Here is a 14559-nt window from a genome sequence, read left to right on the forward strand (position 1 = left end):
ATCGGATTTTGTATTTTATATAGTGAATTATCAAATATTTTGTAGATGAAACAAAGATAAAATCCCCATTAAATTCCCTCTATGGCGATTATAAAGTTTCTGACAAATATTTTCAATATTTTCTGAAAACATTGTTGAATTGTGATATATTCGTATACTAACTATGAAATTTTTACAAATATATTAAAAAAATTACATAATATAACTAAATATTGAAAATATATTGAATTTTTAATAATATAGAGTGTGTAATACATATTTTATATTAGGGGAGGCAATAAGGGATGAAAAAGAAACCATTTAAAGTGTTATCATCAATTGCTTTGACAGCTGTTCTAGGCTTGTCGTTTGGTGCTGGAAGCCAGTCTGTATATGCTGAAACGCCGGAGAACAAGACAGCTACAAGCCCAGTTGATGATCACTTAATCCCAGAAGAGAGATTAGCAAATGCGCTAAAAAAACGTGGGGTAATTGATTCATCTGCTTCAGGGACAGAAACAAAGAAAGCTGTCGAAAAGTATGTAGAGAAAAAGAAGGGTGAAAATCCTGGGAAAGAAGCGGCAAGTGGGGACCAACTTACGAAAGATGCATCTGACTTTTTAAAGAAAGTGAAAGATGCAAAGGCAGATACGAAAGAAAAATCAGAGCAGCCAGCAAACGGGACTACAGCAGGAACAGGTCCAGTTAGAGGAGGCTTAAATGGGAAAGTACCAACTTCACCTGCTAAGCAAAAAGAGTATAACGGTGAAGTTCGTAAAGATAAAGTACTTGTTTTACTTGTAGAGTACGCTGATTTCAAGCATAACAATATTGATAAAGAGCCTGGCTACATGTATTCTAACGATTTTAACAAAGAACATTATGAAAAAATGTTATTCGGTAATGAGCCATTCGCGTTAGAGGATGGAAGCAAAATCGAAACGTTTAAACAATATTACGAAGAGCAATCAGGTGGTAGTTACACAGTGGACGGAACAGTCACAAAATGGTTAACAGTTCCAGGTAAAGCTGCTGATTACGGTGCAGATGCTGGTACAGGTCATGATAATAAAGGACCAAAAGGACCACGTGATCTAGTAAAAGATGCATTAAAAGCGGCTGTAGATAGCGGACTTGATTTATCACAGTTTGATCAGTTCGATCAATATGATGTAAATGGTGATGGGAATCAAAATCAACCGGACGGTTTAATCGATCACTTAATGATTATTCATGCGGGTGTTGGACAAGAAGCTGGCGGTGGTAAATTAGGTGATGATGCAATTTGGTCACATCGCTGGACAGTTGGACCAAAACCATTCGCAATTGAAGGTACACAAGCGAAAGTTCCATATTGGGGCGGAAATATGGCAGCATTCGACTACACAATTGAACCAGAAGATGGCGCGGTTGGTGTATTCGCACATGAATATGGCCATGATTTAGGTCTTCCAGATGAGTATGATACACAGTATAGCGGTGATGGTGAACCGGTTGAAGCTTGGTCTATTATGAGTGGCGGAAGCTGGGCTGGTAAAATCGCAGGAACAACGCCAACGAGTTTATCACCACAAAATAAAGAGTTTTTCCAAAAAACAATCGGTGGTAACTGGGCGAATATCGTAGAAGTAGATTACGAGAAATTAAATAAAGGTATCGGTCTGGCAACATACTTAGACCAAAGTGTTACGAAGTCAGATCGTCCAGGTCTGATTCGTGTTAACTTACCAGATAAAGATGTAAAAGGAATTCAGCCTGCATTTGGTAAACAGTATTACTACAGCACAAAAGGTGATGACCTTCATACAACGATGGAAACGCCACTATTCGATTTAACGAAAGCAACGACTGCAAAATTCGATTATAAGTCATTGTATGAAATCGAAGCAGAGTACGATTTCCTTGAAGTACACGCTGTAACAGAAGATGGACAAAAAACGTTGATTGAAAGAATTGGTGAGAAAGCAAATAGTGGAAATGCAGCTACGACAAATGGAAAATGGGTTGATAAATCATATGATTTAAGTCAATTCAAAGGTAAGAAAGTGAAACTAGTATTTGAATATATTACAGACGGTGGATTGGCGTTAAATGGATTTACACTTGATAATGCGTCACTAACTGTAGATGGAAATGTTGCATTCTCTGATGATGCAGAAGGTACACCACAATTCAAATTGGACGGTTTCGTTGCATCTAACGGAATGGATAAGAAAAAGCATAACTACTATGTAGAGTGGAGAAACTATGCGGGTTCAGATAACGCATTGAAATTTGCTCGCGGTCCAGTATATAACACTGGTATGGTTGTATGGTATGCGGATTCAGCTTACACAGATAACTGGGTTGGCGTACATCCAGGACATGGTTTCCTTGGTGTAGTTGACTCTCATCCAGAAGCAATTGCAGGAACTTTAAATGGCAAACCAACATTTACAAGCAGTACGCGATTCCAAATTGCTGATGCGGCGTTCTCATTCGACAAAACGCCAGCTTGGAAAGTTGTATCTCCAACGCGTGGAACATTCGTATACGATGGATTACCAGGGGTACCGAAGTTCGATGACTCTAAAAAGTATATTAATGAGCAGATTCCAGATGCAGGACGTATTTTACCGAAGCTTGGTCTGAAGTTTGAAGTAGTAGGACAAGCTGATGATAATTCTGCAGGTGCTGTTCGTTTATACCGTTAATACAGTAAAACTACCGGGAGATTTTCTTTCGGTAGTTTTTTGTGAGCAATGAATTTTATATAAAGGGAAAAGTTATATATAATGTAACTTTAAGAATAGAAATTTGTTACATATGAAGTCTATATAAATAATGAAAGAATTGGATAAAAATAGTGGGAGAAGGTGAGTGCATGAGTATTTCCTCTATTGTAAATAAACAAAAGGAATATTTTTATAAAGGACATACGAGGAGTCTAGAGACGAGAAAGAATAATTTGAAGAAGCTTTATGAAGGAATTCAGCGTTTTGAGGATGAGATTTTTCAAGCGTTGAAATTAGATTTGAATAAATCAGTTCACGAATCATTTACAACAGAAATTGGATATGTACTAAAAGAGATTTCTTTTCAAATGAAGCATATTTCATCTTGGAGTAAACCAAAGCGTGTTCGCACAGCTCTTACTCATTTTGGATCGAAGGGGAAAGTGGTGCCAGAACCGTATGGTGTGACGCTTATTATCGCACCGTGGAACTATCCGTTTCAATTAGCGATTGCACCACTCGTAGGAGCATTGGCAGCTGGCAATACAGTCGTTTTAAAGCCGTCAGAGTTAACGCCAAACGTTTCAAAAGTGCTTACGAGAATGTTAGGTGAATTATTCCCAGAAGAGCTTGTATCGGTAGTAGAAGGCGGTGCTGAGGAAAGCACTGCACTTTTAAAGGAACCGTTTGACTATATTTTCTTTACAGGTAGTGTTGGTATCGGAAAAGTTGTGATGGAAGCAGCGGCGAAAAAATTAACGCCTCTTACGTTAGAGCTTGGCGGGAAAAGCCCATGTATTGTACATAAAGATGCAAAGCTAGATGTAACCGCAAGACGTATCGTTTGGGGCAAGTTTTTGAATGCTGGGCAGACGTGTGTAGCGCCTGATTATATGTACGTTCATTCTTCAGTGAAAGAGCAGTTAATCGAGGCATTAAGACATGAAATCGCAGAGCAATATGGAAAAGATGCTTTGCAAAATGACAATTATGTGCGAATTGTGAGTGAGCGTCATTTTGAACGTTTATGTACATTTTTGCAAGATGGTAAACCTGTGATTGGCGGGAATTATACGAAAGAAACATTACACATCGAACCGACAGTGTTAACGAATGTTACATGGCAAAGTGCTGTTATGGAAGATGAAATTTTTGGGCCGATTTTACCAATTATAGAATATGACAAAATAGAAGAGGTAATTGAAACGATTCAGCACCATCCAAAGCCGTTAGCACTATATGTATTTTCTGAAGATAGAAAAGTGCAAGAGAAAGTGACGAGTAATATTTCATATGGCGGAGGATGTATAAATGATGTCGTATATCATCTTGCAACGCCATATTTACCTTTTGGGGGCGTTGGAAGTAGTGGATTAGGCAGCTATCATGGTGAACAAAGTTTTCGGACTTTTTCCCATTATAAAAGCATTTTGTCCCAATCTACAGCATTCGACATGAAAATTCGTTACTCTTCTACAAAAAGTGCTTTAAAATTCATACGAAAGTTGTTAAAATGATGATGGTGTTTATCAGTAGGCGTAGCCGTATGATAAAAACCCCTTCGCAACTGAAGGGGTTTTTCTGTTCGACATATGTATCATGCGAAAATGAATCAAACATACTACATAAAGAATAGAAGAGAACGCTGCTAAACAACCATTTTTGTTTGGATCGAAACAAAAAAATAGTCTATAGAACATAAATATTTATTCATGAATATAAAAATTAAAATTTAAGGTAGATAGGACGGGAAAATGAAAAAGATTATTAAAGTTGAAGCAGTAGAAAAACATTTTGGAAATCAAGTGATTATCCCCCCTCTTTCTTTAGATATTAAAGAAGGAGAATTTTTAACAATTTTAGGACCGAGTGGTTGCGGGAAAACGACTTTACTTCGTATGATCGCAGGATTTGAAACCCCAACTAAAGGGAATCTTTTATTAGATGATGAAAAGATTAACGATTTGCCGCCATACAAGCGTCATATGAATTTAGTGTTCCAACATTACGCACTATTCCCACATATGAATGTTGAAAAAAATATTTGTTTCGGTATGAAAATGCAAAAAGTATCAGCAGCAGAACAGAAAGAACGTGCGGAAGAGGCAATGCGTTTAACGCAGTTACTTGAGTTCCGTAATCGTAAACCTTCGAAGCTTTCTGGTGGACAGCAGCAGCGTGTAGCAATTGCAAGAGCAATTGTAAACAACCCACGTGTATTACTATTAGATGAGCCACTTGGAGCGCTTGACTTTAAGTTAAGAAAAGATTTGCAACGTGAATTGAAAAACTTACAACGTAATTTAGGAATTACGTTCATATATGTAACGCACGATCAAGAAGAAGCGATGAGTATGAGTGATCGTATTGTCGTTATGAATAAAGGGCATATCGAACAAGTCGGCACGCCTAAGGAAATTTACAATAAGCCGAAAACATTGTTTGTTGCGACGTTTATCGGTGAAAATAATATCGTGAAAAATGGGGAAAACTACGTAGCAGTTCGCCCTGAAAATGTAAAAGTTCGCTCGGTTGAAGAGCCAATTTTAAAAGAATACCATCTTGGACATATTGAAGATATTGAATTTGTTGGAAATATGGAAAAGCTATATGTACGTGAGGAGAAAACAGCGGAATTACTAATGGCATACCAAACTGCTGAAGAAGCAACGCAGTGGAGCATTGGAGATAATGTATATGTAGGCTGGGAGCAAGAGGACGAGGTGACCTTAAATTGAAGAAAGGGAAATTACTCGCATTACCTACAGTCGTATGGCTGTTACTCTTCTTCCTAATTCCACTTCTGTTCGTATTAGCATTTGCCTTCATGCAGCGCGGAGCATACGGGACAGTGGAAATGAAATTTACATTAGATAACATAGCACGTGTGTTTGATCCATTATATATGGGGACGTTATGGGAAACAGTGAAGATAGCTGTTATTACGACAGTACTATGTTTATTAATCGGTTATCCATTCGCCTATACAATTACAATTGTTGATCGTAAATATCGTTCTATCCTTCTATTATTGGCAACGATTCCGTTCTGGATTAACTTTCTTGTTCGTTCATACGCATGGATTGTTATTTTACGTTCACAAGGTCTTGTAAACACATTGCTATTGAAACTAGGTATTATTAGTGAACCTTTAAATCTGCTATATAATACGCCTTCTGTAATACTCGGAATGGTATATTCGTTATTACCATTTATGATTTTACCAGTGTATGCAGCAATTGAGCAGCTTGATAAGCGTAAGCTAGAGGCGGCTTATGATTTAGGAGCAACACCAGTAAAGGCATTTTGGAATGTAACAGTACCGATGACGATGTCAGGGATTACAACTGGTTCTATTTTAGTATTCGTTTCTTCTATCGGAATGTTTGTTGTATCAGACGTTATGGGTGGATCGAAAGTAGCATTAATCGGAAACGTAATTCAAAACCAATTCTTAGGTTCACGTGACTGGCCATTTGGTTCCGCGTTATCTATGATTGTTGTTCTATTCTCTGTTCTGTTAATTTACTTATATTATCGTGCAACGAAAGTATATAAATATGATGGAAACGGAGGGGAATAGGCAAAAATGAAGAAGTTTTTAGTTTCTTATTCTTGGTTAATCTTATTGTTTTTGTATTTTCCAATGATGGTTTTAATGGTATATTCCTTCAACGATTCTCGCATTAATGCGGAATGGGAGGGCTTTACACTCCATTGGTATACAGATTTATTTCAAAAACAAGATGTTATTGATGCGTTTGTAAATAGTATGACGATTGCTGTTATAACGACAATTGTGACGACAGTTCTTGGTGTGATTTTTGCTATTGCATTACACCGTTACAAATATCGTTTTGAAGGGGCCATTAACGGTCTTGTATATTTACCAATTTTAATTCCTGATATTTTAATGGGATTATCTTTACTTATCCTATTTAGTCAATTAGGTATGGAACTTGGAAAAACAACAATTATTATTGCACACATTACATTCAGTATTTCATTTGTTGTTGTTATTTTAGCGGCACGTCTTTCTGGTATGGGACGTGATTTAGAAGAGGCTGCAAACGATTTAGGAGCAACGCCGTGGCAAACGTTTCGTTATGTAACGTTTCCAGCAATTGCACCAGGAGTTATTTCAGCCGCATTATTAACATTCACATTATCGATTGATGATTTTGTAATTAGTTTCTTCGTATCAGGACCAGGATCAACAACATTGCCATTATACATTTATAGTATGGTTAAGCGTGGAGTATCGCCTGAAATTAATGCTCTTTCTACAATATTAATTGTTGTAATTGTAGGATTAATGGTGCTATCAGAAATTTTCCGTAATAAAGGTGCAGACGGTGAAGAGAACTCTGGAGGACACCTTCCTTTATAATACGAATGATATAGAAAGAACGAGGAGGTAATAAACCGATGAAATTAGTGAAGAGATTAGCTGGTATAGCAATTAGCTTCAGTCTTGCTGCAGGTGTACTTGCTGGTTGTGGTGAGAAAAAAGAAGAATTAAACATTTATAGCTGGGCGGACAATTTTGATGAGCAAGTTTTAAAAGATTTTGAAAAGAAATATAACGTGAAAATTAACTACGATAAATATGCAAGTAATGAAGAAATGCTTGCGAAATTACAAGCTGGTGGCGCGACATATGATTTAATTCAGCCATCTGATTACATGGTGAAAACGATGGCGAAGATGGACTTATTAGCGCCTTTAGATAAGAAGAATATCCCGAACATCGAGAACCTTGTGTCTAACTTTAAAACACCTGCGTTTGATCCAGAGAATAAGTATTCTCTAGTATATACTTGGGGTGTAACAGGAATTGCATACAATAAAAAGTATGTGAAAGAAACACCTACAAGCTGGAATGATTTATGGAACGAGAAATATAAAGGACATGTTACTTTATTAAACGATTCTCGTGAAGTATTAGGAATGGGACTTAAGAAAAACGGTTTCTCTAATAGCACGAAAGAGGATGCACAGTTAAAGACAGCGTCTGCTGATTTGCAGAAGCTACTTCCAAACTTATTAGCATTCGATACAGATAATATTAAACAAAAATTCATTACAGAAGATGCTTGGATCGGGACAGTTTGGTCTGGAGACGCAGCATTCATTGCGAAAGACAATAAAGATGTAGGATACGTTGTACCAAAAGAAGGTGGCACAATTTGGGCTGATACGTTAGCAATTCCAAAAGGTGCGAAAAATAAAGAACTTGCAGAGAAGTTTATGAACTACTTATTAGATGAAAAAGTAAGTGTGAAAAACTACGAGTCAATTGGTTACAGTAATCCAAATGAAAAAGCTCATCCTCTTCATAGTAAAGAATATCGTGATAATCACATGATCTTCTTAACAAAAGAAGAATTAGATCGTACAGAGTGGCTTGTTGATGTAGACGATAAGTTAAAAGACTACGATCGCTACTGGACAGAGCTGAAAACAAAAGGTAAATAAGTAAGAAAATGCGGTTTCTAAAGTAGAAATCGCATTTTTTCATAGTAGGAGGAAGTCGATTGAAGAAAAAGTTACATCAGTATGAGTTAATGTGTATCATTGTATTGTTTGTTCTATTTAGCATCATCGCTTGGAGGGTACATGTAGGTGGTGTTACAATGATGGATACATACGTACGTGATATGGTAAAAGGATTACAAACGGAAAGCTCACTTACATTCTTCTCATACTTTACAAAGCTAGGATCTGCAATTGGAGTTATAACGACACTAATTATAAGTTTGCTCGTTTTTTGGAAAAAGCGTTATTATGCTGCTATGATCGTGTATCCAATGGCTATATTAACGACACACCTTGTTAATAAGGGAATAAAAGAAATTGCAAAAAGAGACCGCCCATCATTAAATGAGGCACTTGACGCACTTGGGTATAGCTTCCCAAGCGGACATGCAATGCTATCTATTATAACATTCGGTTTTCTTGCCTATATCATTGCTGCCAATTTGAAGAGTGTAGCTGGAAAATGTGGTATTACGATTTCGATGGGCATATTAATTATATTGATTGGATTAAGTAGAGTTATTTTAAATGTTCATTACCCGACTGATATTTTAGCTGGTTACTGTGCAGGTGGCATTTTGTTAATCATCGCAATTTATTGTCATCGTTTACTTACCGAGAGATTGGGACTTAATAACGAGAGATAAAAAAACGTCTAGAAAAACTAGTATTATAGTTTTTCTAGACGTTTTTTGTTTATGGGGAGATGTGATAAAGTATAAATGACAAGTGAATTATATAAAGTAGGTGAAAATGTGTGAAGACAAATGTACATAAAATTGATAAGTGGGGGAAGTTAGGAACTTTTTTGTATCAATTTCGTTATACAGTAATTGTAGCATTACTACTACTTGCGATAGTGCTCGGTATTTTTGCTCCAAAACTTCCAGGAGTATTGGGCGGTGATGGTTTCCAAACAGAAGGGGATTATCAAAAGACGAAAGAAATTTTAGATAAGGATTTTAAGCAGTCTCAAGATACACTTTTACTCGTTTTTGAGAAGGAAAAGGATACTTCGCATGAGGAGTTCCAAAAGCGTATAGAGGGGATAATAAATCAAATTGAAGAGAAAGAAAAATACGAATCTTTCCATCATCCAATGCAAAATAAAGAGATGTTACAAGATGATATCGGTTATGCGACGATTTTATTTTCCGGGAAAACAAATAAAGAACGAATGGAAAAGACATTACAATTTGCCGGGAAAATCGAGAAGGAAAGTAATAGCCTATTAAAAGTAACACCGACAGGATATCCGAAAATTAATCAAGAGATTAATGAAAGAACGCAAAATGATTTAAAAGTAGCAGAGATGATTGGATTACCTATTGCTTTTCTCGTACTATTATTCTCATTTGGTAGTCTGATTGCGTCTATTTTACCGATTGTAAATGGCGCGCTTAGTGTCATTAGTACGATGGGGATTTTATATTTTATAGGTAGTGATAAAGAGCTATCTATTTTCGTGTTAAATGTCGCGCCGATGATTGGGCTCGCATTATCAATTGATTTCGCACTGTTATTTGTAAATCGTTTTCGAGAGGAAGTTGCGAAGAGAACAGTGAAAGAAGCGATAGCGATTACGTATCAAACGGCAGGGCGTGCTATCGTATTTTCAGGGTTATGTGTATTCGTCGGTTTATCAGGCTTATTTTTCTTTAAGATAGATTATATTCAGTCTGTTGCTATTAGCGGGATGATTGTCGTTATTATGAGCATTTTGTTTTCGCTCACACTTCTTCCGGCGCTATTATCTTTAATTGGTAAAAGGATATTAAAAAAGAATCAGGCGGCGCCTACGCCATCAAATGTATGGCGTAAATTTGCACAGTTTGTAATGAAACATCCAATCGTCATGATTATTGTTGTTACAACATTTATTGTTATTTGTTTATTACCGCTACGTACAGCTAACTTGCAGTTTCCTGGTGTTGAAGCGTTACCTGAAAAGAGTGATACGAGAGTTGCATTTGAGAAGTATGAAGAAGCCTTTAATAAAACTGTCCAAACACACGCTGATGTGACATTAGTAGTAGAGACGAAGAAAGATATAACAGAAAAAGAAAGTTTACAAAAGATAGAAGCTGTTGTTCAAAAGTTAAAAGACGATAAGCAAGTATATAAGGTGAAAAGTGTATATGACGGGCTAAATGGAATGAAAGCAGATCAAGTTGCTGGAATGTTACAGTCGCCAGAGGCTGCGAAAATAGCTCCTGTATTTGAAGCGTATACGAAAGGGAATAAAACAACAATGGAAGTCTTTTTGGATACGAAGCCAAGTACAGAAACCGCAAAACAATGGGTTCGTGATTTCAAAAAGAATTATAAAGAAAATGATGTTACTTATTATTTGGGCGGTATGACGACGTTCCAGCAAGAGTTAGAAGATGAAATTAAAGATAAAGTTGCAATTGGTATGTCTGTTATATTTGGATCAACCTTTGTCATTTTATTATTCGCATTCCGCTCTATACTCATTCCAATTAAAGCTATTATTATGAACGTACTTAGTTTAAGTGCAACAATTGGAATTGTAATTTGGTTATTTGAAGGTGGTCATTTCGGATTAGAAGAGAGTTCAGTTTTATTTGTATTACCAATCTTTATTTTCGGCCTCGTATTTGGGCTTAGCATGGATTATGAAGTATTTCTTATTTCACGTATTCATGAGCTCTATGAAGAAACAGGGGATAACGATCAAGCAACGTTAGAAGGGCTTGTTTCGACAAGTAGGATTATTACGTCCGCCGCTTTAATTATGATTGTTGTTACCGGTGCGTTCGCCTTTACTGATATTTTACCAGTAAAGCAGATGGGGCTTGGGGTTGCATTAGCAATATTTCTTGATGCAACAATTATCCGTCTTATGCTCGTACCAAGTTTAATGAAATTGTTTGGGGATTGGAACTGGTGGCTACCATTTCGAAAGAAAAGAGAAAAATCATCATAAAAAAACTCATCTATAAGATGAGTTTTTTTTATGAATAGCAGGGCCCATATTTTGCGCATAGTATGTGATAAGAACATTACATACAAGTAGGTGAAGGCAATGTTTCGTTATTTTAAGTTTAAGCTAAATGATACAGTACAGTTTGCTGAAAACGATGGGCATATGTATCGCATTGTCGGTTATCGGTTGGAAAAAGGGTTTTACCCAAAAGATGAATGGACTCATATTATTTATGAACTGCTTAGAGACTTTGACGGGTATACGATGGATGCGGAAGAAGAGGAACTTGTAAAAGTCATTCAAGTAGAGGATGAGTATTACAAAATACAAGAAGTATCGGGGTATCGCTATCCAGTAAAAATGAAGCAAAAGCAACAAGTTATGAAAGGAGAGAAAATAGACGACTTATTAGATACGTACAACGACTATAAACGATTGGCGGATTTCTTTAAAGATTTATTGTATGAACAAAAAGCTGAAGAAGTGTTGCAGGAAATGAAAAGGCTTAGAGCGTGAGGGGACAGTCGATTATAAGGCTGTCCTCTATTTTTGACGGTGCATCAAATTATGTTTTCCGTTACAATGAGAGAATCAATAGAAATAAGGTGATTATAGTATGGAAACAAAGAAAAAGGGCGAATGGTGCGAAATTACGGTTCCAGCGACGTGGAATGGTATAAGTATTGAGTCGTTGTTAAAAGTAGAATGGGAAGTACCAAAAAAGTTATTACATCAGCTTCGTATGGAAAAAGGTGTTACGGTTAACGGAGAACAAAGGAGATGGAATGAACTTTTAAAAGAAGGAGATAAGTTACAAGTTCATATGTTTATGGAGGAGGAGTACGGCGTAGAGCCGGAATATGGTGAATTAAATGTAGTGTTTGAAGACGATCACGTACTCATTGTAAATAAGCAGGGGCAAATGGATACACATCCTTCTGAAAAAAATGGGACGGGAACACTTGCCAATCTTGTTGCTTTTCATTTTCAAATGCAAGGTTTAGAGACGAAGGTTCGGCATATCCATAGATTAGATAAAGATACGACAGGTGGTGTTGTATTCGCAAAACATAGAATTGCGGGTGCAATTATGGATCGTTTATTAATGGAACGGAAAATCAAAAGAACGTATATGGCACTTGTTGAAGGAAAAGTAAAAAAGAAGCAGGGGACAATTGATGCAGCTATCGGAAGAGATCGACATCATGCTACAAGGCGTCGTGTTTCTCCAAAGGGAGACCAAGCTATAACGTATTATAAAGTAGAGAAATATTTTAAAAAACAAAATGCGACGCTCGTAACGTTACAGTTAGAAACTGGTAGAACGCATCAAATTCGCGTTCATATGAGCTATAATGGAAATCCATTAGTTGGGGATGTATTATATGGTGGGCAAACAACATATATGTCCGGGCAAGCGTTACATGCGATGAAGATTAATTTTTTGCATCCGATTACGAAAGAAGAGATCGTTGTTGACGTACCTTTCCCTACAAATTTAAACGATACAATGAAAAAATTTGAAAGAGAAAATAGGTAAAGTGTAAGTTTAAAGTTGAAAAAGGTAGATTTTTGCAGGGATTTCTCTGAAAGAGGCGAAGCCGTTAAGAGAAAAGAGAGGTGAGAATTACTTGATCAAATATAAATATATGCTAGGGATATTTTTCGCTTGTCTTTTACTTACTCTATGTATTTATCCATATTTACCAACTCGTATGGCAGTGCATTGGAACGAGAATGGTGGAGCGAACGAGTTTATGAGTAAACAAGTTGTCGTATTATTTATCCCTGTCCTTATTATTATTTTACATGGATTAGTATATGTTATTTTACATAATATATATAAGTTTAATGAAGGAGAGTATTTCATTATAAATGGATTTATAAAGAGTATTACTTTATTTATGATGTTTGTCCATATACTAATTCTCTTTATTAATTTGGGAAGTATTATATCCTTTCAGACAGGACTAACGATTGGAATTAGTATGTTTCTTTTTATGTTTAGTAAAGTGTTTAAAAAGGTGAAGGATAGAGAGAAAGAACCGATCAAATTACAAAAAATCCGTTTAGTTAGTAGGCGAATCTTTCAAGTGATGGCATGCAGCATATTATTTTCGTTGCTTTTGAGCCTGAAGTGGGGATTTTACTTGTTAATTAGTGTAATAAGCTGCGGGTCTATTTTGTTTATGTTCTATATTTTATACGCATACATATTAGAAAGCTATGAAACATAAAAAAAGAGTCTTCTTCTAGAAGACTCTCTTTTTATTTACTTCGTAATAAATTGTTGTGTCCAGTAGTTGCCGCTTTCTACATAGCCAACACCGATATGAGTGAAGCCACTATTTAAGATGTTTGCACGGTGTCCGGCACTGTTCATCCAAGCTTGTACAACTTCTTCTGGAGTACGTTGTCCTTGGGCGATGTTTTCACCTGCAGATTTATAAGAAATACCAAATTTTTTCATCATGTCAAACGGAGACCCGTATGTAGGGCTGTTATGATCAAAGTAGTTGTTTTTTTGCATATCTTCAGACTTAATGCGTGCTACTTTGCTTAATTCAGTATCGATTTGTAATGCTGATAAGCCTTGTTTTGTACGCTCTGCGTTTGTTAATTCAACAACGCGTTGTTCGAATTCGCTTAAAGATTTTGCTTCTTCAGCAGGCTTTTGCTCAGCAGGTTTTTGTGTTTCGTTTTGAGTATTGTTGTTTTCAGCTGGTTTTTGAGCTTCTGGTTTAGCAACTTCTTCAGCAGGCTTTTGTTCAGCTGGTTTTTGAGTTTCCTCAGCAGGCTTTTGAGCTTCTGGCTTAGCTGTTGGTTGTTCAGTAACAACATTTTCAGTAGGCTGTTGACCAGGAATGAAGCAATCTTGTTGGAATTGTCCTTGGTTCCATTGTGCTAATGATTCAACTCCCATAGATTGTAAGAATGCTTGTAATTCTTGTTGGCTCATTTGCTTCATCATCATTTTTGAATGCTGAATATTTTGAACCTTTATGTTAGATGGTTGTACTGTTGCAGCTTGTGCATCTAAAGAAGATACTCCTAAAGTAAGAGCTGTTGCAGCAGCTACAGATAATAAAACACGCTTTTTCATGATGTGTGTCCCCCTATATAAAGTTTTAATTTGTTTTCACACGATTTGTTTTTGACAGCCTGTCTGACTGACCAATTCATCGTAGCATACAATTTGCGAGAAAAAAGATGGAAAAAAATTCATAGACTTAAAAATTTCCTAATTTATCCTAAGAGGAGGAAAGGGATGAAATAAGAGAAACATAGAGTATAAAAGGAATTTTTAGCATTTTTATACTTGGTTTTAAGAGGGGGTTTTTGGATAAATGTACCTATATTAAAAATGAAGAATCCTAT

The 14559-nt window shown here is 36.4% G+C and carries 12 protein-coding genes; 11 read left to right on the forward strand and 1 reads right to left on the reverse strand.

The window, feature by feature from the left end:
* The first annotated feature begins 284 nt into the window (after positions 1 to 284).
* The 11 genes from inhA1 (at position 285) to MKX37_RS06430 (ending at position 13418) form a co-directional block, all read left to right on the forward strand.
* A complete protein-coding gene (gene inhA1 / locus MKX37_RS06380) occupies positions 285 to 2672 on the forward strand; it encodes a M6 family metalloprotease immune inhibitor InhA1 (RefSeq protein ID WP_002126109.1) in 2388 nt (795 codons plus the stop codon).
* Positions 2673 to 2842: 170 nt separating this feature from the next.
* On the forward strand, positions 2843 to 4210 hold the full coding sequence (locus MKX37_RS06385) for an aldehyde dehydrogenase (protein ID WP_002126112.1): 1368 nt from the start codon (positions 2843 to 2845) through the stop codon (positions 4208 to 4210).
* Positions 4211 to 4447: 237 nt separating this feature from the next.
* Complete coding sequence (potA, locus tag MKX37_RS06390) at positions 4448 to 5431, forward strand: spermidine/putrescine ABC transporter ATP-binding protein PotA (protein ID WP_002030425.1); 984 nt, start codon at positions 4448 to 4450, stop codon at positions 5429 to 5431.
* Positions 5428 to 6276, forward strand: a complete 849-nt coding sequence (gene potB / locus MKX37_RS06395) for a spermidine/putrescine ABC transporter permease PotB (protein WP_002126118.1) — start codon at positions 5428 to 5430, stop codon at positions 6274 to 6276. The genes potA and potB overlap by 4 nt, the downstream gene beginning before the upstream one ends.
* 6 nt (positions 6277 to 6282) lie before the next feature.
* Positions 6283 to 7083 (forward strand): spermidine/putrescine ABC transporter permease PotC, encoded by an 801-nt coding sequence (gene potC / locus MKX37_RS06400; RefSeq protein WP_002011483.1) that lies wholly within the window; start codon positions 6283 to 6285, stop codon positions 7081 to 7083.
* A gap of 38 nt (positions 7084 to 7121) precedes the next feature.
* Positions 7122 to 8171, forward strand: a complete 1050-nt coding sequence (gene potD / locus MKX37_RS06405) for a spermidine/putrescine ABC transporter substrate-binding protein PotD (RefSeq protein ID WP_002011485.1) — start codon at positions 7122 to 7124, stop codon at positions 8169 to 8171.
* 59 nt (positions 8172 to 8230) lie between these two features.
* Entirely contained in the window at positions 8231 to 8878 is a 648-nt protein-coding gene (locus tag MKX37_RS06410; protein WP_078422531.1) for a phosphatase PAP2 family protein, read from the forward strand.
* A gap of 110 nt (positions 8879 to 8988) precedes the next feature.
* Positions 8989 to 11181 carry an MMPL family transporter gene (locus MKX37_RS06415; protein ID WP_016119846.1) on the forward strand — a complete coding sequence of 731 codons (2193 nt, stop codon included), beginning with the start codon at positions 8989 to 8991 and terminating at the stop codon, positions 11179 to 11181.
* Between the two features lie 99 nt (positions 11182 to 11280).
* Positions 11281 to 11697, forward strand: a complete 417-nt coding sequence (locus tag MKX37_RS06420; RefSeq protein WP_002126125.1) for a hypothetical protein — start codon at positions 11281 to 11283, stop codon at positions 11695 to 11697.
* A gap of 100 nt (positions 11698 to 11797) precedes the next feature.
* On the forward strand, positions 11798 to 12721 hold the full coding sequence (locus tag MKX37_RS06425; protein ID WP_002126127.1) for an RluA family pseudouridine synthase: 924 nt from the start codon (positions 11798 to 11800) through the stop codon (positions 12719 to 12721).
* Positions 12722 to 12812: 91 nt separating this feature from the next.
* The gene (locus MKX37_RS06430) at positions 12813 to 13418 is read left to right on the forward strand and encodes a DUF1648 domain-containing protein (protein ID WP_002126129.1); all 606 of its coding nucleotides are present in this window, start codon (positions 12813 to 12815) and stop codon (positions 13416 to 13418) included.
* A 35-nt stretch (positions 13419 to 13453) separates the two neighbouring features.
* Here MKX37_RS06430 and MKX37_RS06435 read toward each other — a convergent pair whose 3' ends face one another.
* Positions 13454 to 14284 carry a CAP domain-containing protein gene (locus MKX37_RS06435; RefSeq protein ID WP_002030537.1) on the reverse strand — a complete coding sequence of 277 codons (831 nt, stop codon included), beginning with the start codon at positions 14282 to 14284 and terminating at the stop codon, positions 13454 to 13456.
* Positions 14285 to 14559: the final 275 nt, after the last annotated feature.

Origin of the sequence: Bacillus sp. FSL R5-0709, assembly GCF_038004785.1 — a bacterium.
GTDB classification, from domain to species: Bacteria; Bacillota; Bacilli; order Bacillales; family Bacillaceae_G; genus Bacillus_A; species Bacillus_A mycoides.